Genomic DNA, 22,302 nt, shown 5'->3' with positions numbered 1-22,302 from the left:
CGACCAACCTCCCTCTCCCCTTCAGGGGAGAGGGTCGGGGAGAGGGGGTTGTCCAATGTCCGAAGCGCCCGTGACTGCCCCTCTCCCAACCCTCTCCCCTGAAGGTGAGAGGGCTATCAAGACCACCTGCGCCTATTGCGGCGTCGGCTGCGGCATCGTCGCCACGCGCACCGGCGAGCGATCGGTCCAGATCGAGGGCGATCCCGACCACCCCGCCAACCACGGCCGGCTGTGTTCCAAGGGCACCCACCTCGGCCAGACGGTCGGCCTTGAGGGTCGCCTGCTGCATCCGATGATCGGCAAGCGCCACGCAAGCTGGGACAAGGCGCTCGACCTCGTCGCGCGCAAATTTCAGGACACGATCGCCCGCCATGGTCCCGGCAGCGTCGCCTTCTATGTCTCGGGCCAGTTGCTGACCGAGGATTATTACGTCGCCAACAAGCTGATGAAGGGCTTCATCGGTTCGGCCAACATCGACACCAATTCGCGGCTGTGCATGTCGAGCGCGGTCGCCGGCCACACCCGCGCGTTCGGCGAGGACATCGTTCCCGCCTCGTACGACGACATCGACGCCGCCGACCTGATCGTACTGGTCGGATCCAACACCGCATGGTGCCACCCGATCGTCTATCAGCGGATTCGCGCACGGTGCGACGCGGGCGCGAAGCTGGTCGTCATTGATCCGCGCCGCACCGAAACGGCGGACGAGGCCGATCTCCACCTCGCCATCCGTCCGGGCAGCGACGTCGCGCTGATGAACGGGCTGCTCCACTGGTGCCGCGACGCGGGCGTGCTGGATCAGGATTTCGTCGCCGATCACCTCAGCCTGCCCGGCGATTTCTGGGAGCGTACCGGCGCGGGCAGCGACCTGTGGTCGGTCGCGCGCACCTGCGACCTGCCCGTCGCCGACCTGCGCCGCTTCTACGAGCTGTTCGCCGCCACCCCGCGCACCGTCACGATGTTCAGCCAAGGCGTGAACCAAGCGCTGGCCGGCACCGATCAGGTCAACGCCATTCTCAACGTCCATCTCGCCACCGGCCGCATCGGCAAGCCCGGCGCCCAGCCCTTCTCGATCACCGGACAGCCCAATGCGATGGGCGGACGCGAGGTCGGCGGACTCGCCTCGACGCTCGCCGCGCACATGGACTTCGCCGAGGACAACCGCGCCCGCGTCCAGCGCTTCTGGGCCTCGCCGACCATCGCGACCAAGCCCGGGCTGAAGGCGGTCGACCTGTTCCGCGAGCTGGGCAACGGCCGGATCAAGGCGCTGTGGGTGATGGCGACCAACCCCGCCGTGTCGATGCCCGACGCCACCCGCGTGCGCGAGGCCCTGGCCGGCTGTCCGTTCGTGGTGGTCAGCGACGTGATGGCCGATACCGATACCGGGGCCTTCGCCCATGTCCGCCTGCCCGCCGCCGCATGGGGCGAAAAGGACGGCACCGTCACCAATTCGGACCGCACCGTCAGCCGCCAGCGCGCGATCTTCCCCTTGCCGGGCGAGGCGAAGCCCGACTGGTGGATCGTCAAGGAAGTGGCGCGGCGCATGGGCTGGAAGACCGCCTTCGCCTATGATCGCCCCGCCGACATCTGGCGCGAGCATGTCCGCCTGTCGACCTATCAGAACGATGGCGCGCGCCTGTTCGCGCTGCCCGGCCGCGCCAATGGCGGCAACGCCGCCTATGACGCGATGACGCCGTTCCGCTGGGGCGGCACGCCGTTCGCTGATGGTCGCTTCTCCACGCCCGACGGCCGCGCCCGGCTGGTGCCGGCGGTGCAGAAGCCGCTGCCCGCACCACTCAGGGACTGGCCGCTGACGCTCAACACCGGCCGCTATCGCGATCAGTGGCACACCATGACCCGCACTGGCCTCGCGCCCAAGCTCGCTCGCCACCGCGAGGAACCGCTGGTCGAGGTCCATCCGGCGGACGCCGACCGGCTCGGCATCGTCGACGGCGGCCTCGCCCGCGTGGCGACCCCGCAGGGCGACAGCCTCTACCGCGCGCGCGTCACCGATGCGCAGCGCGTGGGCGAACTGTTCGTGCCGATCCACTGGACCGACCAGACGTCGAGCGGCGGGCGTACCGGGCTGTTGCCGCGTCCGCTCGTCGATCCGGTGTCGGGCCAGCCCGGCTTCAAATCGACCCCGGCGAGCGTCGCCGCCGTCGCCACCCGCTGGCGCGGCTTCCTGATCGTGACCGGCGATCCGGCGCGCCGACCCGACTGCCTGTGGGCGACGCGGGTGACGGTGCCGGCGGGCAGCCTGTGGGAACTGGCGGGCGACGGCGATCCGCTGCGGCTCGATGGCTGCCTGCCCGCCGGCGAGCGGATCGAGGCGATCGACGCCGCGCGCGGCACGCGGCGGGTGGCGGTGCTGAACGACGGCCGGCTGGTCGCCGCGCTGTTCCTGACCGAAACCGGCGAATTGCCGACGCGCGACTGGCTGATCGACCAGCTTGCCGCACCCCAGGTCGCGCCGACCGTCCTCGCCGGCCGCGCGCCCGGCGTGCAGGTCGATCGCGGGCCGATCGTGTGTAGCTGCTTCGACCTCGGCCTGCGCACCATCGTCGCCGCGATCCGCGACCGGCAGCTTGCCGACGTTTCCGCGATCGGCGCGGCGATCGGCGCCGGCACCAATTGCGGATCGTGCCGCCCCGCGCTCGCCCGCATCCTGTCCACGGAGAACACCCATGCCGCATGACGATTTCCCCGCCGGCAGCGTCTGGCTGGTCGGTGCCGGCCCCGGCGACCCCGACCTGCTGACGCGCAAGGCGGCGCGGCTGATCGCCACCGCCGACGTGGTGTTCCACGACGCGCTGGTGGGGCCGGGCGTGCTCGACCTGATTCCCGCCGCCACCGACCGGATCAGCGTCGGCAAACGCTCGGGCCGCCATTCGAAGGATCAGGGGACGATCGACCGGCTGATCGTCGCGGCGGCGCTTGCCGGCAAGCGCGTCGTCCGGCTGAAGGGCGGCGATCCGGCGATCTTCGGCCGCACCGCCGAGGAACTGGCGGCCTGCACCGCCGCGGGGATCGCGGTCCGCATCTGCCCCGGCGTCACCGCCGCCAGCGCGGCCGCCGCCTCGGCCGGGGCCACGCTGACGCTGCGCGGGTGCGCCCGTCGCCTCACGCTCGTGACGGCGCATGCGAAGGCGGGCGAGCCGCTCGACCTCGACTGGGCGACGCTGGCCGCGCCCGACACGACGCTGGCCGTCTATATGGGCCGCGCCGCCGCGCAGACGGTAATGCAGCAACTGATCGCCGCCGGGCGCGCACCCGACACTCCGGTGCTGGTGGTGGTCAACGCCTCGCTGCCGACCGAACGGATCATCCGTGGCCGCCTGTCGTCGCTCGCCTTTCTGGTCGAGGCGATCAGCGCGCACGATCCGGCGATGCTGATCGTCGGCGAAGCGGTCCGCGCGACGCTCGCGGCGGAAGCGCCGGCCGACGCCGGCCGGGCGGTCGTCGTGGCTGGTTAGCGTTCAATTCGCCTGCACGGAAACGTCGCCCCAGCGAAGGCTGGGGCCTCCAGCGGCTCCTGTCGCGCATCAGCCCTGGGAGATCCCAGCCTTCGCTGGGATGACGTGTGTTTTGGGGCGGAATCGAACCCTACCGCCCCAGCTTCATCCCCAGCAGCACCAGCCGGTCGCCGGTCACGCCGAACCAGTGCGGCACGCCGGCGGGGATCAACATCACGTCGCCCTTGGCGAGCCGCCGGGTGATGCCGCCCTCGATCCGGCTGCCCTCGACCAGTCCGGGCGCGCTTTTCGTAGGATCGGCCATCGTGCCGCCCGACACCAATGTCCCCGTACCGTCGAGGACGATCGCATATTCCGCCGCATCCGGGTGGACCGCCGGTTTGCCCGGCCGCCCCCATACCTCGATCGCCGCGACGCTGCGCCCGTCTTCGACCAGCGGGCGATAGGCGAAACCGCTGCCGCTGCGCCGCATCTCGGCGCGCATGTCGGCGATGGCGGTGTCGATCGTCCGCTGGTCCGCGAATGGCGTGGGGGCGGGGGCCGCCTGCGCGATGACGACGCCCAGCAACAACGCGCCGATCATGCCCCGCGCTCCAGCCGCACGGTCCGCCCCTCGCGCGCCGATCGATAGATCGCCTTGATGATCGCCATGTCGCGCAACCCTTCCTCGCCCGACACGATCGGCTCGCGACCGCTCACCGCACAGTCGGCGAGATGGTCGAGCTGCCCCGCGAACTGGTTCGCCTGCGCGTCCGGCGGCGTCACCTCGCGCTCGCGCCCGTCGCGGCCGGTCCACATCCGGTTGCCGTCATAGCGGGTGGCCGGCTCCAGCTCGATCCGGCCCTTGTCGCCCATCAACAGGATGCGGTTCTGGTTGGCGCTGTACATCGACAGGCAGCCCGCGATCGCGCCCGACGGAAATTCGAGCGTCCAGTCGATCATGTCCTCGACCTCGGCAAAGCGCGGATCGCGCCGGTCGGTCGATTCGCGCGCGGTGACGGCGACCGGTTCCTCGCCGGTCATGTAGCGCGCCGCCTGCAAACTATAGACCCCCATGTCCATCAGCGAGCCGCCGCCCGACAGCGCGCGTTTCAGCCGCCACGCGCCGGGATCGCCCTGCACGAAGCCATGTTCCGACCGGACGAACCGGATCTTGCCCGCCGCACCGCTCCGCGCCAGCCGCATCGCCTCGCGGTTGAACGGTTCGAAATGGCAGCGATAGCCGATCATCAGCTTGCGGTTCGCCGCCTTGCACGCGGCGATCATCGCCTGTCCTTCGGCAACCGATACCGCCATCGGCTTCTCGCACAACACATGCTTGCCCGCCCGCGCCGCGCGGATGGTGTATTCGGCGTGCAACCCGTTGGGCAGGCAGACATAGACGATGTCGACGTCCGGGTTGTCGCGGATGCTGTCGAAATTCGCGTAGGAATAGATCGATTTGGGCGACAAGCCGTGTTCGCGCGCGACCCGTTCGGCCTTGGCGCGGTCGCCGCTGACCACCGCCGCCAGCCGGCTGTGCGCGCACTTCGCGAACTGCGGGATGATGACGCCGAGGCCATAATAGCCAAGGCCGACGATCGCATAGCCGAGCTTGCGGGTCGGCTGCCCGATCGCGGGGGCGGCGAGTCCCAGCCCCAGCATCGCCGCCGATCGCAGCACGTCCCGGCGTTCGATCGTCATCGCCCGTATCCCTCCTGACCGCGTTGTCAGCCATGCTACCGCGCGGTGCCGGGAAAGTTCAATGCTTTCGTATGGTTGCGGCAAAATGGGCGCAACGGCCCTTCTGCACTGCAGCAAATTCGGTTCCCGCCCATCGCTTTCCGCTTGAGGGCAAGGCCCGGCTGCGCCAACGTCGCATGCCATGGATATTCCCGCGCTCTACGCCCAGTTGATCCACGAGATCGGCGACGGCACCGGCATGGCCGACAGCCTGCTGCACGTCCATGCCGGCATGGCGGTGCTGCTCGCCACCCGCGTCATTACCGGACGGCGGTTGTCGACGCCGGTCCCGTTGCTGGTCGTGGCGCTGGCGGAATTCAGCAACGAACTGCTCGACCGGCTGCATTATGGGTCATGGCGCTGGGGCGATACCTCGCTCGACATCGTCAACACCATGTTCTGGCCGACGATGCTGTTCGTCGGACTGCGCGTCCGCAACCGGCTGGAACGCAAGCCAGCCGCGACCGAATAGGGAACGTCGCCCGCTCCCGAGCGGTTGATCGCCTGAGGAGAGTTTCCATGGCCGACACCCCCGCACATCCCGCCGTCGATCCCGAACGGACCCGACCCCACAACGCCTTCGACCGGCCCGACGGGCGCACCGGGCAGGAATATGACCGGACGCGCGATGCCGATCAGGCCCGCGCCGACGCCGGCCCCGCACCGTCGCTGAACGCGCAGGATGGCCGCGACCTGCCGCCCGACAACGGCCGCCGCGCATGGATCGCGCCCAACGGCGAAGCGCACGGCAGCGGCATGGGCGCGGGCGGCGGCGCGGCAGGCGAGGATTTCGACGAAGGTTCGCCCGGTGCCGCCCCCGAAATCCCGCAGGCCGGGGCAGCACCCGACCGGGAGTAGAACCCCTCCCCTCTCTGGAAGGGAGGGGCCGGGGGTGGGTAGGCCCGCGAGGGAACGTAGCGCACGCCCCATGCCGACCCATCCCCAACTCCTCCCTTGTCCAGGGAGGGGAGCAATACGCTTCGCTACGCCTCGGCGATCAGCTTCGCCGCGTCCGCCCCGGCCCAGTCCATGCCGCCGACCACGCGCCACACTTCCTTGCCGGCGGCATCGTACAGGATCGTTGTCGGCAGGTTCAGCCTCATGCCGCTGGTGAACTGCAACTTCGGGTCGCGGTAGCCGACGAGCTTCAGTCCGCGTTCGGTCAGGAACGGCTGCACCTTCGCCGGCTCCAGATCCTGCGACACCGCCACGACCGACAGGGTATCGCCCGCCTTCGTCGCCAGCGCATCGAGCGTCGGCATCTCGCGCACGCACGGCGCGCACCATGTCGCCCACACGTTGAGCAACAGTGGCTTGCCCTTGAACGCTGCCAAGGTTACCGGCTTGCCCGCCGCATCCTCGAAGCCATAGGCGGGCAGTGCCTCGCCCTTGTGGCTGCGGTCGATCTTGCCCGCCGCTTCGGGCGCGGCGGCGGTATTGGCGGCGGGGACGTCGGGAACGGTGCCGTCCTCGACCGGTGCTGCTTGCTCCGGCGGGTCGGCGCGTTTATCGCAACCGCCGACGAACATCGCCAATCCAAGGAGAAGCGCGATTACTGGGCGCATGACAGGCTCCAACAGCATGTGGGGCGGACGCTTCGCCGAAGGTCCTTCGGCCGTGATGCGCGAGATAAACGCCTCGATCCCGTTCGACAAGCGGATGTGGCGACAGGATATTGCCGGATCGAAGGCGCATGCGACGATGCTCGGCGCGCAGGGCATCGTCGACGCGGCCGATATCGCCACGATCCTCGCCGGGCTGGACGCGGTGGCGGAGGATTACGCCGAACACGGCGTCTCCGACGACCTGACCCTCGAAGACATCCATATGCAGACCGAGGCGCGGCTGGCCGACAAGATCGGCCCCGTCGCCGGACGGCTCCACACCGCGCGCTCGCGCAACGATCAGGTCGCGACCGATTTCCGCCTGTGGGTGCGCGACGCGATCGATTCGGTCGACGCAGCCGTCGGCCAGTTGCAGGCCGCGCTGCTGGTCCGGGCCGAGGAACACGCCGCCAGCGTCATGCCCGGCTTCACTCACCTGCAAGTCGCGCAGCCGGTGACGCTCGGCCATCACCTGATGGCGTATCACGAGATGATCGCGCGCGATCGCGGCCGCTTCGCCGATGCCCGCGCGCGGTTGAACCGCAATCCGCTCGGCTCGGCGGCGCTGGCCGGCACCGGCTTTCCGCTCGATCGCGAGGCGACGGCGAAGGCGCTCGGCTTCGATGGCCCGACGCGCAACTCGCTCGATTCGGTCAGCGACCGCGACTTCGCGATCGAATATCTGACCGCCTGCGTCCAATGCTCGCTCCATTTGTCGCGCCTCGCCGAAGAGTTCGTGATCTGGGCGTCGCAGATGTTCGGCTTCGTCAGCCTTTCCGACCAATGGTCGACCGGCAGCTCGATCATGCCGCAGAAGCGCAACCCCGATGCCGCCGAGCTGGTGCGTGGGCACTCCGGGCGGATCATGGGCTGCATGACCGCGCTGATGGTGACGATGAAGGGCCTGCCGCTCGCCTATTCCAAGGACATGCAGGACGACAAGCCGCCGGTGTTCGAGGCGACCGACCTGTTGGCACTCTCGATCGCGGCGATGACCGGCATGATCGAAAGTGCCACCTTCCGCACCGACCGGATGCGCGCCGCCGCCGAAACCGGCTATTCGACCGCGACCGACCTCGCCGACTGGCTGGTGCGCGAAGCGGGCGTGCCCTTCCGTGAGGCGCACCACATCACCGGCCGCGCGGTGAAGCTGGCCGAGGGCAAGGGCTGCCGGCTGGACGGCCTGACGCTCGACGATCTGACCGGCATCGACGACCGCATCACGGCGGGCATCTTCGACGTGCTGAGCGTCGATGCCTCGGTCGCCAGCCGCAAGAGCTTCGGCGGCACCGCGCCCGAACGGGTACGCGAAGCCATCGCCGCCGCACGGGCGGCAGGGTGATGCGCGCCCTCGTCCCCCTCGCGCTGGTGCTGGCGCTCGCCGCCTGCGGATCGCGCCGCGACCTGCGCCCGCAGGAAAATGCCGCGCTGCCGCCCGCACCCTATGGTGCGACCGCGACGCCGACCCCGGCCGAGCTGCTCGACCCGACGACGCAGCAACGCCCCTCGCGCAGCGACGAACTGCTGACCGAATCCAAGGCACGCGGCGACGACCCCTTCGTCCTGCCGCCGCGCTGATCCGCCCGACACGTCATCCCCGCGCAGGCGGGGATCCATATACGCAAAGGTCCGTGGGTTCTCACAACCGTTGCGTCGATGGATTCCCGCCCGCGCGGGAATGACGAAAAGGATGATTTCTTCCGCCGTTCCTCTCTTCTAAAAGACCCGCCCATGGACAATTTCACCCTGAACGGCGGCGTCCTCCACGCCGAGGACGTACCGCTGCCCGCCATCGCCGAGGCGGTCGGCACCCCGGTCTATGTCTATTCCACCGCCACGCTCGAACGCCACGTCCGCGTGTTCCGCGACGCGGTGGCCGGGCTGGGCAAGGGCGAGCCGCTGGTCGCCTTCGCGGTCAAGGCCAACCCGAACAAGGCGGTGCTGGCGACGCTGGCGCGCGCCGGCATGGGGGCCGATGTCGTGTCGGGCGGCGAACTGTACCGCGCGCTCGACGCCGGCATGGCGCCTGAAAACATCGTGTTCTCGGGCGTCGGCAAGACCGCCGACGAAATGGCCCGCGCGCTCGACGCCGGCATCGGCCAGTTCAACATCGAATCCGAACCCGAACTCGACATGCTCTCCGCCGTGGCAAGCGCGAGGGGCAAGACCGCGCGCATCGCCATCCGCGTGAACCCCGACGTGATCGCCGGCACCCACGCCAAGATCTCGACCGGGGGCAAGGAGAACAAGTTCGGCATCGGCTATGACGCCGCCCTCGCCGCCTATGCCCATGCCGCGTCGCTGCCGGGGTTACAGGTGCGCGGCGTCGCGGTGCATATCGGCAGCCAGTTGACCGATCTCGCGCCGTTGGCGGCCGCGTTCGGCCGCGTCGGCGCGCTGATCGCCGATCTGCGCGCCGCCGGCCACACCATCACCCATGCCGACTTGGGCGGCGGCCTCGGCGTACCCTATGATCCCGCCAAGCCCGTCCCGCCGTCGCCTGCCGCCTATGGCGCGATGGTCGCCTGCGCGACCGCCGGCTGGGACGCGCGACTGATGTTCGAGCCCGGCCGGCTGATCGTCGCCAACGCCGGCGTGCTGCTCAGCAGGGTCATCCGCGTGAAGGCGGGGGCGAGCGCGCCGTTCGTCATCGTCGACGCGGCGATGAACGACCTGCTGCGCCCCAGCCTCTACGATGCCTATCACGACATCCGCGCCGTCGCCCCCAGCGGCGACACCGCGCCCGCCAACATCGTCGGCCCCGTCTGTGAGACGGGGGACACCTTCGCGCTCGGCCGGACGATGGACGTGGTACAGGCTGACGATCTCGTCGCGTTCATGACCGCCGGGGCATACGGCGCGACGATGGCCTCGACTTACAACTCCCGCGCGCTGGTGCCCGAGGTGCTGGTGTCGGGCGATGCCTTCGCGGTGGTGCGCGAACGTCCGCCGATCGAGGCGTTGGCCAACGCCGACCGTCTGCCACCCTGGCTGTGAACGGCCTGCCGATCCTGCTGCGCACCGCCGGGCTGGCGGTGATCCTGAAAGGCGAGGGCGAGGCCGCCGACGCCAAGCGCCGCCTGCTGGAACGCAGCGGCGCGATGGTGGTCGAGGACGCCGCCGACGCCCGCATCGCCGTCGTCGCGATCGAGGACGAGGGCGAGGCGCGCGCCGCGATTGATGCGCTGAAGGCGCGCGGCGTGCTGGTCAACGCGGTCGATCGCCCGGCCGACTGCGACTTCACCCTGCCGGCGATCGTCGACCGCTCGCCGGTGCTGGTCGCGGTGTCGACCGGCGGCGTCTCGGCGGGCCTCGCCGCCGCGATCCGCCAGCGGCTGGAGGCGGTGCTGCCGCCGAACCTCGGCCGCCTCGCCGAAGCGCTCGGCGCGGCACGCGGACCGCTCCGCGCCCGCTTCCCCGACGGCGGCGACCGCCGCCGCGCGATCGGCGCGGCGGTGGCGCCGGGCGGCGCGCTCGACCCGCTGGTTCCGCACGGCGACGGCGCCGTCGACGACTGGCTGGACGGCGCGGCCGCTGTCGCCGGGCAGGTGGTGACGATCCGCCTGCGCTCGACCGATCCCGACGACCTGACGCTGCGCGAGGCACGCTGGCTGGGGCAGGCCGATCGCCTCCATGCCGCGCCCGCCACGCCGCCTGCGATACTCGCCCGCGCCCGCGCCGATGCGGTGCGGCTGGACGGGCCGCCCGCCGATCCGCCGCCGCCCGGCCTCACCGTGGTGATCGCATGACCGGCCGCGCATGGGTCATCACTGCCGGCAAGGCGACGCGCATCCCCCCCGAAGACGCTGCCCATGCCCAGGGTGATTTCGTCTGGGTCCATCTCCATGGCGAGGGGGAGGCGATCGCGCCATGGCTGCGCGATGCCGCCGGCCTCGCCGACTATGTCGTCGAGCCGCTGACCGCCGTCGAAACGCGCCCGCGTTGCGACGCGATCGGCCACGGTGCGTTCGTCAACCTGCGTGGCTTGTCGCAAGACGAATTGTCGAGCGCCGATCCGCTCGCCTCGGTCCGGCTCTATGCCAGCCGCGGCCATGTCCATTCGGTCACGCGCCGTCGCCTGTCCGCGCTCGAACCGGTCATCGCCCAGGTCGAAAGCGGCCGGATCGCCGACCCCGGCGACCTGATCGTCGCCTTCGCCACCGCGATTACCGAGGAACTCGACCCGCTGATCGCCGATCTCGGCGACACGCTCGACGCCTGCGAGGAAGCGCTCGACCCGACGCGCATCTTCGAACAGCGCCGCGACGTGACGCGCACCCGCGTCCGCGCGATCGGCTATCGCCGGTTTCTGGTGCCGCAGCGCGCCGCGCTCGAAAAGCTCGGCACCATGCCCGGTGACTGGCTGGGGGCCGACGATCGCCTCCACCTGTCCGCTGCCGCCGATCGCGCCGCGCGCATGGCCGAGGAGGTCGATGCGATCCGCGAACGCGCCGCGCTGATCCACGAAACGCTGACCGACCTGCGCGCCGAACAGCTCGACCAGCGATCCTTGCAGATCGCGATCGTCGCGATGGTGTTCCTGCCGCTCACCTTCGTCACCGGCCTGCTCGGCATGAACGTGGAGGGCATCCCCTTCGCGAAAGAACCCTGGGCGTTCGCCGGCGTCGTCGCGCTGTGCGCGGGCATGAGCGCCGGCATCGTCGCATGGTTCCGCCGCCGGCAGTGGATCGGGCGGTAGCGCTCCGCGACTTCGGACGGATGGACATTCAGCTTTGGCGGGGGAATTTGGCCTCTAACCCCTCCCGGCGTCATCACCGCGCAGGCGGGGATCCATACACGCCGACGCCAGCGATCGAACCGAGTCCGTTGCGTCTATGGGTTCCCGCCTGCGCGGGAACGACGAGAAGCCGTAGCATTGGCTGAAGGTCGATCCCGCTTGGATTGTTCGAAAATGCGCTGAAACGCATTTTGCGCTTCCACGAATTTTCAGACACCCTTTCAAATATCCTGCACCAGCCGCCCGTACAGCTCGGGCCGCCGGTCGCGGAAGAAGCCGAACGCCGCGCGGTGACGCTTGACCCGATCGAGGTCGATCGTCGCGGTGATGACCCCCTCTTCCTCGCGGTCCAGCTCGGCCAGCACGTCGCCACGCTCGTCGACGATGAACGACGTGCCGTAGAAGGTCTGGTCGTGCTCGACGCCGATGCGGTTCGCCGCCACCACCGGCACGACGTTCGACACCGCATGGCCGACCATCGCCCGCCGCCATAGCCGCGCGGTGTCGAGGCTGGTGTCGTGCGGCTCGCTGCCGATCGCGGTCGGATAGAACAGCACCTGCGCGCCCATCAGCATCATCGCCCGCGCCGTTTCGGGATACCATTGGTCCCAGCAGATGCCGACGCCGATCTTCGCGCGATCGCTCTCGGCCGGCCCGTCCCACACCTTGAAGCCGGTGTTGCCGGGGCGGAAATAGAATTTCTCCTCATAGCCCGGCCCGTCGGGGATATGGCTCTTGCGATACACGCCCTGGATGCGGCCGTCGGGGTCGATCATCGCCAGGCTGTTGTAATGATGCGGCCCGTCCGCCTCGAAGAAGCTGGTCGGGATATAGACCTTCAGCTCGGCGGCCAGTGCCTGCATCGCCCGAACCGCCTTGTGGTCGGCGGTGGGCTTGGCATTGGCGAACAGCCCCTCGTCCTCGACGCGGCAGAAATATTCGCCCTCGAACAATTCGGGTGGCAGGATCACCTGCGCCCCCCTCGCGGCGGCCTCGCGCACCAGCGCGCCGACATGGGCGATGTTACGGTCGATGTCGGGCGTGAAGCCCGCCTGGATCGCGGCGACGGAAATCTGGGTCATGGGTCTTCCTTCAAGCCGGAATCTGCTGGCTGATGCAGTGGAAGCTGCCGCCGCCGGTCAGGATATGGTCGGCGCGCAGCCCGACGACACGGTGGTTCGGAAAGATCGCCTGAAACGCCGCGACCGCCGCCTCGTCGCTGCCGGTGCCATAGAGCGGCACGACCACGGTGGCATTGCCGATATAGAAGTTCATGTGGCTGCCGGGGATGATCTCTTCCTCGTCGGACAGCACCCGGCCGGGGGAGGGCACGCGCACCACCTCGACGCCGAACGCCTCCGCGCGCTCGGCCGCGTCCTGATACACGCGCCAGTTGGGATCGTTCTCCGCCGGTTCGGGCAGCGCCAGCCGGTTGGGTCCCACGAAGCGCGCCAGATTGTCGACATGGCCGTCGGTATGGTCGTTGAGCAGCCCGTCGCCCAGCCACAGCACCCGATCGTAGCCGAGGTCCTCGCGCAACCGCGTCTCCGCCGCCGCCTGCGAGAAATCGGGGTTGCGGTTGGCGTTGAGCAGGCACTGCTGGGTGGTGACGACAAGGCCGGTGCCATCGCCGTCGATCGCGCCGCCCTCGACGATCCAGTCGTGTTCGGCAACAGCCATGCCCCGCTCGGCGGCCAGTCGCGCGCCGACGTCGTCGTCGCCGGGCAGGTCGTATTTCCCGCCCCAGCCGTTGAAGCGGAAATGATGCGCGGTGCCGTCGCCGCCGACGATCGCCCCGGTATCGCGCAGCCAGATATCGCCGAACCGCTGCACCGTGACGTCGGCGAACGGCGCACGCGCGCGGGCATCGGCGGCGGCGGCATCGTCGGCGGCGACGAGGATCACGCGCTCGCCCGCGCCATCGGCATCGACCGCGCGGGCAAAGGCGACCACTTCATCGCGCGCCGGATCGAGGTCGTCGAGCCACAGCTCGGGGTGGCTGGGATAGCCGATCCAGACGGCGGCGTGCGGGGCCCATTCGGGTTTCGGCGGTGTCATGCGCGCGCAGATAAGGGTTCGCGCGGGCAGGGCCAAGGTGATTCGCGGCGTTGGCGCCGACCCGCCCTATCCCGGCGGCGCGACCGGCGGGCCATACCCCCGCTCCCATGCGCCACGCTCGCCGCAATAGCCGTCGCGGCACATCGCCACGCCGTCCAGCATCCGGCGAACCCTCTCGCCCGCCTCGCACGGCGCGCGCCCGTCGACGTCGAGCCGCACGGCCGGCGGCGGGCGTTGCCGGTCCAGCAGCCGGACGTAGCGCGCGACCTGCGCCGGCGTGCTGGTCTGGCCGTTGAAGACGATCCGCCCGTCGCGCTCCACCCGGATACGGACCAGCACCGGATCGATCCCCCGCATCAGCCCGGATCGAAGCGGCCAGTCACGCTCGCGCGCGATGCAGGACTCCTGCGGCGGCCCCGAACAGCCCGCCAGCGCCATACACACCAACGGCAGCGCGATGCCGCGCATCGCTACCGGCGGCGCCGCCGGACGACGACGAACAGGACAACGGGCGTGACATAGACCCACACCGTCAGCACCGCCCAGACCATGGTCCCTTCAACGGTGCGTTCCTCGCTGAACGACGGCCACAACGGCACTTCGAGGAGGAAGATGCTCAGGATCACGATCGGGGCGGCAACAGCGAACCACAGGATACCGACCAGCCAGAGCAGCCACATCGAGACGCGGTTGCGCTCCTCCGCCATCGCCTTAATCCGCCAGCCCCATCGACAGCAGCAGCAGGAAGAACGCCAGCGACGTCAGCGATACGACGTGGACCAGTGCCACCGTCCGCCACAGCGCGCTGAACCGGCGCAGTTCATAGCCATGGCGGAGCTGCTTATACATATGCACCGGCGGCACGAGGAACAGCGCCGTCCACGCGATCGTCCGCCCGAAGCCGCCCAATGCCCAGCCGACCAGCGTCAGCACCACTACCAGCAGCGACATGAACGCGATCGAATAGGTCGCGAACACCGCATGATCGTACAGGCCGAAGCGCCGCCGCCACGCGAACATCGCCCACAGGAACGGCAGCGCCATCGGGATCAGCGCCCAGCTATATTTATATCCGCTGCTTTTCATCTTGTAAAACAACAGTTTGGGATTGGCACGGGCCAGCGCGATCTTGCGTTCGATCCAGTTGCCCATCGCGGCGGTGTCCTGCCGCTCCAGCAGCCGCGATCGCACCCGGACCCGTGCGGGCATGGCGTCGCCACCGGGCAGGAAGCGCGCTGCCGTCTGAAGGCCGTTGAGTTCACCGCGCATCTGGCGGATCTTGCGATCGACCGGCGCGGTATCGCCATTGGCCTTCGCGACGGTCGCCCGGTTCGCTTCCAGCCGCGCCAGTTCCTCGCGCGCCTTGCCGATCGACAGGTCGATTTCGTGGCGGGGTGCGGCGAGCGTGGCGGTATCGGCCGTCTTGTCGCCCGGCGCGAACCATCCCGGCACGTTGCCGACGACGAGGAACATCAGGAACACCGAGAACAGGAACATCGCCATCGGCGTCACGAACTTCGCGCGCTCGCCATCGACATAGCGCCGCGTCAGCCGCCCCGGCCTAAACGCCAGCATCGGCAGCGTCGTCCAGAACTTGCCGTCGAAATGGAACACCCCGTGCAGCACGTCATGCGCGAAGCCGGTAATGTCGCGGTGGAGATGCGCCGCCTGTCCGCATGCCTGACAGAACTCGCCGGTCAGCACCGTCCCGCAATTGGCGCAGGCGCTGCCGTGCAGGTGATGCGCATCGGCATGCCCGTGCGCGCCGTGCCTCTCGCGTTCGATCGCGCGGGCCGCCATGCCGCCGGTGACGAACGCCCCGGCATCCTCGATTCCGTCCATATGCCCCGTCCCCCCGGTCGGTGGTTATTTCGCCGCGCGGCTCCGGTCGCGGATGCCGCGGAATTCGTCGCCCGCTACCCAGTTCGGCCATGCGGTGGCGTTCCCCAGCGCGCGCCCGATCGTGTAGAACAGGCTCAGGTCCTGCGCGACCCCGGCCCAGTTCCAGTTCGGATCATATTCGTCCTTGGGACCGTGATAGCGGTTGTCGGTATAGTCCTTCGCCGCCGCCGCGCCCGCCGCCTTGCCGCCCTGCACCAGATCGTCGCCCGAATCGACATACAGCATCGGCACGCCGTGCTTCGCGAGGCTGAAATGGTCCGATCGGTAATAATAGCCGTTCTGCGGGGACGGATCGGCCTCTGCCACCCGACCCTGTGCCGTCAACGCCCGGTCGAGATAGGCATCGAGCCCGGACTTGCCCTTGCCCACCACCACCACGTTCCTCGCCGGCCCCGCCACCGACAGCGCGTCCATGTTGATGCCGCCGACCGTGCGGTTCAGCGGATAGAGCGGGTGATCGCCGTAATAGGCCGAGCCCAGCAGCCCCGATTCCTCGCCCGTCACCGCCAGATACACCTGACTCCGCTCGGTCGCGCCCGCCTTGGCATTGGCTTCCGCCAGCGCGATCAGCGCGGCGGTGCCGGTGGCATTGTCGACCGCGCCGTTGCAGATGTCATCGCCGTCGGGTGCCGCCTCGCAGCGGCCGAGATGATCCCAATGCCCGGTGAACAGCACGACCTCGCCCGGACGCTTCGTGCCGGGCAGGATGCCGACGACGTTCTTCGACGCATGGCGGCGGACCTGATTGTCGAACGCCACGCTCGCCTTCACCCCGGCGAGCGGCACCGCGCGGAACCCCTTCGTCTGCGCGGCCCCGACCAACTGGTCGTAATTCTTGCCCGCGCCCGCCAGCAGCTTCTTGGCGGCGGCGAGCTGCATCCAGCCGATCGCCCTGCTCTGGTCCATGTGGTTGTTCGCGGCATCGGCCACCTGCTGCGCCCCCGTCCAGCTCGACTGGACGACGTTCCAGCCATAGGCGGCGGGCACCGTATCATGGACGATGATCGCAGCGGCCGCGCCCTGCCGCGCCGCCTCCTCGAACTTGTAGGTCCAGCGCCCGTAATAGGTCATCGCCTTGCCGCCGAACGTGCCGGTCAGCGTGGGGCTGGCATAATCGGGATCGTTGACGAGGATCAGCACCGTCTTGCCGCGCACGTCGGTGCCGGCATAGTCGTTCCACCCCTTTTCAGGCGCGTTGATGCCATAGCCGACGAACACCACGTCGCTGTTGGCGACCACCGACTTGGGCGTCACCTGATAGGTCGCGACGACCATGTCGGGGCCGTAGTTCAGCGCGAGTCGGTCGCCCGCCCCGGTGAAGGTCAGCGGGGTCACGTTGCGGCTGGTGATCTCCACCAGCGGCACGTCCTGGAACCAGCTTCCCTTGTTGCCGGGCTTGAGGCCGACCTTGGCGAACTGCTGCGCCAAATAGGCGAGCGTCTTGTCCTCGCCCGGCGTCCCCGGCGCGCGCCCCTCGAAAGCGTCCGACGACAGGACGCGGGTCGCTTCCTTCATCGTCTCGACCGAAACCGGCGCGGCCGTGGTTTGCGCCAGCGCGGGCAGGGCGGCGGTCAGGCAGGCGGCAAGCAACAACGAACGCATCGAACCTCCGTGGGGGAAGCAGGGTGCGCCGGTTGTTGCATGTGCGAGAAGCGGGGGCAACGCCTTGAGGAATCACATTCCTTCGCCCCTCACCGTCATTCCGGCGAAAGCCGGAATCCATGGATGGGGTGACGGTCGCGGCTCCATCGAAGCCGCCCGTGTCCATGGATTCCGGCCTTCGCCGGAAGGACGGTGGAGCATCACCCAAGCCCTCGTCATTCCCGCGAAGGCGGGAATCCATACACGCGACCGTAGCGATCCTGCCGAGGCGCCGACGGCTATGGATTCCCGCCTGCGCGGGAATGACGAAGATCAACCTCAGAACGTCAACCGCGCCGTCACCCGCACGTCGCGTCCGGCCAGCGGCGCGAAGTCCTTCAGGAAGCTGGCATGGCGCCGCGCCTCCACGTCGAACAGGTTGTTCGCCGACAGCGTGATGCTCGTCGAATTGCCCTTGCCGAACGGCCGCAGCGCGACCGAGGCGTTGACCATCGTATAGGCGGGCGTCGTGGTTTCCAGCACCGCGACCCGGTCCTGCGCGGTCACATGCTCCACTTCGCCGCGCACCTGCACCAGCCGTCCCTGCGCCTCGACGCCACCCAGCAGGCGCAGCGGCGGGATGCGCGGCGCGGGTCCGGTGTCGACGATCGTCGCGCGGGTATAGTCGGCGACACCGTCGACGACGATCGCCGTCTCGCCGAACCGGGCGAGGCGGGCCGACGCTTCCGCCTCGAACCCCCACAGCCGGGCATCGGCCTGCGAATACTGGAACACGGGCAGGTCGTCCTCGATGTCCCCGGTCGGGTTCTCGTAGATGAAGTTGCGGAACCAGTTGTGATAGGCCGACACGCCGAAGCTGTAGCCGTCGCCTGATCCCTTCAGCGTCGCCTCGATCCCGTCGCTGATCTCCTTGACGAAGCCGGGATCGCCGACCTCGAACGCCTGCGTTCCGGCGTGCGGGCCGTTGGCGAACAGCTCCTCGGCCGATGGCGCGCGCTCGGTATGGCTGGCGTTGACGCCGAAGCGGACGCTGCCCGCCACCCCGACGCTCGCCCCGAGCGAGCCCGAGAAGCTGTCGAAGCCGCGCCGGATATTGTCGTTGCCCAGCGTCGCATCGGCGGCGGCCCGCGCGACGGTATATTCATAGCGCCCGCCCGCCTCGGCGCGCACCGCGCCCAGATCGACCGACTGGAGCGTGAACACGCCGAACTGCTGCGTCTCGCTTCTGGGCAGGAATTTCTCCTCGCCGACGATGTTCAGGTCGCGGATGAACATCTGTCCGCCCACCGCGCCACGCCACCCGCCGCGCGCCGCCTGCACCAGCTCCAGCCGCGCTTCCATCCCCTGATTGTAGAAGGTGGTGCCGATCTCGCCGGTGTCCTCGATCTCGTCATGGCGATAATCCGCGAAGCCGGCGCGCAGCCGGATCTTCTCCAGCACGCTGCCGCCGGTCTCCACCTCGGCCCGCAGGTCGGCGCGGGTCTGCTGGACGTGCAGCGTCACTTCCTCCGCCTCGCCGCCGGCGATCGCATAGCGCACCGGCACCCCGTACCGGTTGTCGAGGTGGCTGACCGAAAAGCCCAGATTGCCGGTATCGGTGATGACCGACGCACCGCCGGCGACCTCCCACATCTCCGAGGCCGAATTGGGCAGCTTGCCCTTGAGGTCGGCCAGCTCGCGCACTTCGGGGTCGGCGCTCGCCGCCGCCTGCGCGCGAAGCGGGCGCGACAGGATGTAGCCGCCGGTGTCGAGGTCGTCGGTCTTGCCATAGGTGCCATCGACGTGGAGCACGACCTTGTCGCCGACCGGCACGTCGAGCGCCGCCGATCCGCTACGCTCGTTCGCCGCCGATCCATAGGTGGCCAGCGCCTCGACATGCACCGGCTCGGTCGGCACGCGGCGCGGGATGCGGCTGTCGATCACGTTCACCACGCCGCCGATCGCCGACGATCCGAACAGGAGGGCCGATGGCCCGCGCAGCACCTCGATCCGGTCGGCGGTCAGCGGGTTGATCGCCACCGCATGGTCGACCGAGGTGTTCGACACGTCGAAGCTGCCGATCCCGTCGGTCAGCACGCGCACCCGCTCGCCCTGAAGCCCGCGCAGCACCGGGCGCGAGGCGTTGGGGCCGAAGCTGGTCGCCGAGACGCCGGGCTGGCGCGCCAGCGTCTCGCCGATCGTGGGCCTGAGTTCGCGGGTCAGTTCCTGTCCGGTCAGCACGCTGGTGCCCGACAGGATGTCGGCCTGGTTGCGCGCGAACGGCGCGGTCACGACGATCTCGGCCGGGGCCTCGTCATGATAGGCATCGCCCCGCGGCACGGCGGCCTGCGCGGCGGCCGTCTGGGCCTGCGCGGCGGCGGGCAGGATCAGCGCGACGCTGGACAGCCACAGGGCGGAACGATTCATGGGGCGATACTCCGGGGAACAGGGGGACATGCCTGCCTAGCGTAAGATGATACAACGTATCAACAACATTGTGCGCTGCGGCAACCTCGCCTCGTCGCATCCCCCGGCCTTGCGCGGGCCGGCGTTTGCGGCCACCGTCGGCGGCATGACGACCGAACCGATCGAGGAGGGCGAGGACGATCGCCGCTATCGCGCGCCCGCGCTCGAAAAGGGGCTCGATATTCTCGAACTGCTCGCCGGGGTCGCGACGCCGCTCACCCTGACGCAGATCGTCCAGCGCCTCGGCCGTTCGCACGGCGAGCTGTTCCGCATGGTGCAGGTGCTGGAATATCGCGGATACCTGACCGCCGAACCGGGCGGGGAGGGCTATAGCCTGAGCGACCGGCTGTTCTCGCTCGGCATGAACCAGCCGCGCACCCGCTATCTGATCGAGGTGGCGCTGCCCGAAATGCGGCAACTGGCGCAGGATACCGGCCAGTCGTGCCATCTCGCGATGCACACCATGGGCGACATGGTGGTGGTGGCGCGGATGGAATCGGGCGAGCAGCTCGGCTTCTCGGTCCGCGTCGGCTATCGCCGGCCGCTGTTGCAGGCGGCGTCGGGCGCGGTACTCTATGCGTTTCAGCCCGGCGACGTGCGCGAACGCTGGGAAGCGCTGCTCGACCCCGTTCCCGATGCCGCGACGCTCGCCGCCTTCCGCGTCCATGCCGACGAGGTGCGCGCCCGCGCCGTCGAACGCACGCCCAGCCGCTTCGTGGCCGGCGTCACCGATCTTTCGGCCCCGATCCTGCGCGGCGGCGCGGCGGCGGCGGCACTGACCATGCCCTATCTCGCCAAGCTCGGCGAACCTGACGGCATCGACGCGGCGGCGGCGGCGGTGCAGGCGACGGCGGCGCGCATCTCGGCCGGCCTCGTCGACGGCGATCATCACCCGTAGGACGGAACAGCGATCGGCGAGGCGCTTGACTTCTCCCCTCCCTGACAAGGGAGGGGCCGGGGTGGGTCGGCCGGTTGTGGAACGGCTCCTTTTCCTCACGGGCCAACCCACCCCCAGCCCCTCCCTTGTCAGGGAGGGGAGCAATCTTGTCTGTGTTCCACGTGATGGTCGATCGGACCTGGAGGGGGGCTGTCCTACAACCCGTCCATCCTGCAACCTCCGCCCCGCGCCGCGATTGTGCGCCCGGCTGTCCCGCCCGGATCGGCGCAAGGCGGCCCGACAAACATGACGTGGCAAGTGTAAACTTTGTAAACTTTGACCACATGATGGACGACGAACCGTACCAGACGCACCCGATTTGACAGTTGCGAAAAAACCAGCTTCACATATGAAAATGATGCGACGGCGGTAAACGCTGTCGGCAGCAGATTTCAGGGGTGGATCGACCGGTGCCGACCAGCCCGTTCCGCTTGGGGGCTAGGGGAGAGCGCGGCGCATGACGATCATTACCCGGATGTCGGTACACGACATCCGTTTCCCGACCTCGGCCTTCCTCGACGGGTCGGACGCGATGAACCCGGAACCGGATTATTCGGCGGCCTACTGCATCCTCGAAACCGATGTGGCCGGGCTGGAGGGGCATGGCCTCACCTTCACCATCGGCCGCGGCAACGACCTGTGCTGCGCCGCCATCGCCACGCTCGCCCCGCTGGTCGAGGGGCTATCCCTGGAAGCGATCGCCGCCGACGGCGCGGGCTTCTGGCGGCGGATGACCGGCGACAGCCAGCTCCGCTGGGTCGGCCCCGAAAAGGGCATCATCCACTTGGCCACCGGCGCGGTCGTCAACGCGGTCTGGGATCTGCTCGCGAAGGCCGCCGGGTTGCCGCTGTGGGACTATGTCGCGGGCATGACCCCGGCCGAACTGGTCGGCCTGATCGATTTCCGCTACATCACCGACTGCATCACCCCCGACGAGGCGCTGGCGCTGCTCACCGCGCGCGCCGAGGACAAGGCGGAGCGCCGCGCCACCCTGCTGGCGGAGGGCTATCCCGCCTATACCACCTCGGCCGGCTGGCTCGGCTATTCGGACGAAAAGCTGGTCCGGCTGTGCCATGAAGCGGTGGCCGACGGCTTCACCCACATCAAGCTGAAGGTCGGCGCGAACCTCGCCGACGATCGCCGCCGCGTGGGACTGGCGCGCGAGGCGATCGGCCCCGACCGCGACCTGATGATCGACGCCAATCAGGTGTGGGAAGTGGGTGAGGCGATCGACTGGGTCAACGCGCTCGCCTTCGCGCGCCCCCGCTTCATCGAGGAGCCGACCTCGCCCGACGATGTCGAGGGCCACCGCGCCATCCGCCACGGCGTTGCCCCCATCCAGGTCGCGACCGGCGAGATGTGCCAGAACCGCATCGTGTTCAAACAGCTCATCATGCGCGAGGCGCTGGACGTGGTGCAGATCGACGCCTGTCGGCTGGGCGGCGTGAACGAGGTGCTGGCGGTGCTGCTGATGGCCGCGAAATACGACCTCGCGGTATGGCCGCATGCCGGCGGCGTCGGCCTGTGCGAATATGTCCAGCACCTCTCGATGATCGACTACCTCTGCTTCGCCGGCACCAAGGACGGTCGCGCCGCCGAGTTCGTCGATCACCTCCACGAACATTTCGTCGACCCGTGCGTCGTCGAGAACGGCGCATACCGCGCCCCGACCTTGCCGGGCTATTCGATCGAGATGAAGCGCGCCTCGATGGACGCGCATCGCTGGACCGGCGGCATGCCCCAAACCTCCGACAAGTGACTTGTATTGGCCGGCGCACTCGGCCAAGGTTCGTCTGACACCGTAGGACAATACGGTCG

At 69.1% G+C, this 22,302-nt stretch carries 21 protein-coding genes; 11 read left to right on the top strand and 10 right to left on the bottom strand.

The genetic code is table 11. The features are described from left to right. Positions 1-70 precede the first annotated feature (70 nt). Both ASG37_RS13845 and cobA read left to right on the top strand, forming a co-directional pair. Positions 71-2,698, top strand: a complete 2,628-nt coding sequence (locus ASG37_RS13845) for a nitrate reductase (protein WP_235525247.1) — start codon at positions 71-73, stop codon at positions 2,696-2,698. Further along, positions 2,688-3,476, top strand: a complete 789-nt coding sequence (gene cobA / locus ASG37_RS13840; protein ID WP_055761360.1) for a uroporphyrinogen-III C-methyltransferase — start codon at positions 2,688-2,690, stop codon at positions 3,474-3,476. The genes ASG37_RS13845 and cobA overlap by 11 nt, the downstream gene beginning before the upstream one ends. Before the next feature lie 130 nt (positions 3,477-3,606). Here the strand turns inward: cobA and ASG37_RS13835 are convergent, their stop codons facing one another. Both ASG37_RS13835 and ASG37_RS13830 read right to left on the bottom strand, forming a co-directional pair. After that, positions 3,607-4,059: a cupin domain-containing protein gene (locus tag ASG37_RS13835; RefSeq protein ID WP_055761355.1), complete on the bottom strand. Its 453-nt coding sequence runs from the start codon at positions 4,057-4,059 to the stop codon at positions 3,607-3,609. Then, positions 4,056-5,159 (bottom strand): Gfo/Idh/MocA family protein, encoded by a 1,104-nt coding sequence (locus tag ASG37_RS13830; RefSeq protein WP_055761352.1) that lies wholly within the window; start codon positions 5,157-5,159, stop codon positions 4,056-4,058. Before ASG37_RS13830 ends, ASG37_RS13835 begins: the two co-directional genes overlap by 4 nt. 181 nt (positions 5,160-5,340) lie before the next feature. Between ASG37_RS13830 and ASG37_RS13825 the strand changes: the two genes are divergently transcribed. Beyond that, on the top strand, positions 5,341-5,670 hold the full coding sequence (locus ASG37_RS13825) for a hypothetical protein (protein ID WP_055761349.1): 330 nt from the start codon (positions 5,341-5,343) through the stop codon (positions 5,668-5,670). Positions 5,671-5,717: 47 nt separating this feature from the next. Beyond that, positions 5,718-6,056 carry a hypothetical protein gene (locus ASG37_RS13820; RefSeq protein ID WP_055761344.1) on the top strand — a complete coding sequence of 113 codons (339 nt, stop codon included), beginning with the start codon at positions 5,718-5,720 and terminating at the stop codon, positions 6,054-6,056. Between the two features lie 125 nt (positions 6,057-6,181). Here ASG37_RS13820 and ASG37_RS13815 read toward each other — a convergent pair whose 3' ends face one another. Then, a complete protein-coding gene (locus ASG37_RS13815) occupies positions 6,182-6,763 on the bottom strand; it encodes a TlpA family protein disulfide reductase (RefSeq protein WP_235525246.1) in 582 nt (193 codons plus the stop codon). A 16-nt stretch (positions 6,764-6,779) separates the two neighbouring features. Between ASG37_RS13815 and argH the strand changes: the two genes are divergently transcribed. The 5 genes from argH (at position 6,780) to ASG37_RS13790 (ending at position 11,501) form a co-directional block, all read left to right on the top strand. Beyond that, entirely contained in the window at positions 6,780-8,144 is a 1,365-nt protein-coding gene (gene argH, locus ASG37_RS13810) for an argininosuccinate lyase (protein ID WP_055761339.1), read from the top strand. After that, entirely contained in the window at positions 8,144-8,380 is a 237-nt protein-coding gene (locus ASG37_RS13805; RefSeq protein ID WP_055761336.1) for a hypothetical protein, read from the top strand. The genes argH and ASG37_RS13805 overlap by 1 nt, the downstream gene beginning before the upstream one ends. A gap of 153 nt (positions 8,381-8,533) precedes the next feature. Then, positions 8,534-9,799 carry a diaminopimelate decarboxylase gene (lysA, locus tag ASG37_RS13800; protein WP_055761334.1) on the top strand — a complete coding sequence of 422 codons (1,266 nt, stop codon included), beginning with the start codon at positions 8,534-8,536 and terminating at the stop codon, positions 9,797-9,799. Then, a complete protein-coding gene (locus tag ASG37_RS13795) occupies positions 9,790-10,551 on the top strand; it encodes a bifunctional precorrin-2 dehydrogenase/sirohydrochlorin ferrochelatase (protein ID WP_055761330.1) in 762 nt (253 codons plus the stop codon). Before lysA ends, ASG37_RS13795 begins: the two co-directional genes overlap by 10 nt. Continuing rightward, the gene (locus ASG37_RS13790) at positions 10,548-11,501 is read left to right on the top strand and encodes a CorA family divalent cation transporter (RefSeq protein ID WP_055761327.1); all 954 of its coding nucleotides are present in this window, start codon (positions 10,548-10,550) and stop codon (positions 11,499-11,501) included. The genes ASG37_RS13795 and ASG37_RS13790 overlap by 4 nt, the downstream gene beginning before the upstream one ends. A 260-nt stretch (positions 11,502-11,761) precedes the next feature. Here ASG37_RS13790 and aguB read toward each other — a convergent pair whose 3' ends face one another. The 7 genes from aguB to ASG37_RS13755 all read right to left on the bottom strand — a co-directional run bounded on the left by aguB (position 11,762) and on the right by ASG37_RS13755 (position 19,508). After that, entirely contained in the window at positions 11,762-12,622 is an 861-nt protein-coding gene (gene aguB, locus ASG37_RS13785) for an N-carbamoylputrescine amidase (RefSeq protein WP_055761323.1), read from the bottom strand. Between the two features lie 10 nt (positions 12,623-12,632). Beyond that, entirely contained in the window at positions 12,633-13,598 is a 966-nt protein-coding gene (locus ASG37_RS13780; protein WP_055761320.1) for an agmatine deiminase family protein, read from the bottom strand. 66 nt (positions 13,599-13,664) lie between these two features. Then, entirely contained in the window at positions 13,665-14,066 is a 402-nt protein-coding gene (locus ASG37_RS13775) for a hypothetical protein (RefSeq protein ID WP_055761317.1), read from the bottom strand. A gap of 2 nt (positions 14,067-14,068) precedes the next feature. Next, the gene (locus tag ASG37_RS13770) at positions 14,069-14,305 is read right to left on the bottom strand and encodes a hypothetical protein (RefSeq protein WP_055761315.1); all 237 of its coding nucleotides are present in this window, start codon (positions 14,303-14,305) and stop codon (positions 14,069-14,071) included. Between the two features lie 4 nt (positions 14,306-14,309). Further along, on the bottom strand, positions 14,310-15,440 hold the full coding sequence (locus ASG37_RS13765) for a DUF3667 domain-containing protein (protein ID WP_055761312.1): 1,131 nt from the start codon (positions 15,438-15,440) through the stop codon (positions 14,310-14,312). Between the two features lie 24 nt (positions 15,441-15,464). After that, positions 15,465-17,102 (bottom strand): M28 family peptidase, encoded by a 1,638-nt coding sequence (locus ASG37_RS13760; RefSeq protein WP_055761308.1) that lies wholly within the window; start codon positions 17,100-17,102, stop codon positions 15,465-15,467. 318 nt (positions 17,103-17,420) lie between these two features. Next, positions 17,421-19,508 carry a TonB-dependent receptor gene (locus tag ASG37_RS13755; RefSeq protein WP_055761306.1) on the bottom strand — a complete coding sequence of 696 codons (2,088 nt, stop codon included), beginning with the start codon at positions 19,506-19,508 and terminating at the stop codon, positions 17,421-17,423. A 145-nt stretch (positions 19,509-19,653) separates the two neighbouring features. Here ASG37_RS13755 and ASG37_RS13750 point away from each other — a divergent pair, with 145 nt between their 5' ends. Next, positions 19,654-20,445 carry an IclR family transcriptional regulator gene (locus ASG37_RS13750; RefSeq protein ID WP_055761603.1) on the top strand — a complete coding sequence of 264 codons (792 nt, stop codon included), beginning with the start codon at positions 19,654-19,656 and terminating at the stop codon, positions 20,443-20,445. Between the two features lie 496 nt (positions 20,446-20,941). Further along, complete coding sequence (locus tag ASG37_RS13745) at positions 20,942-22,243, top strand: L-fuconate dehydratase (protein WP_055761303.1); 1,302 nt, start codon at positions 20,942-20,944, stop codon at positions 22,241-22,243. Positions 22,244-22,302: the final 59 nt, after the last annotated feature.

It is taken from the genome of Sphingomonas sp. Leaf407 (assembly GCF_001425385.1).
Classification (GTDB): domain Bacteria; phylum Pseudomonadota; class Alphaproteobacteria; order Sphingomonadales; family Sphingomonadaceae; genus Sphingomonas.
The sequence above is the reverse complement of the archived record's forward strand: the minus strand, read 5'-3'. Positions and strand labels throughout refer to the sequence as shown.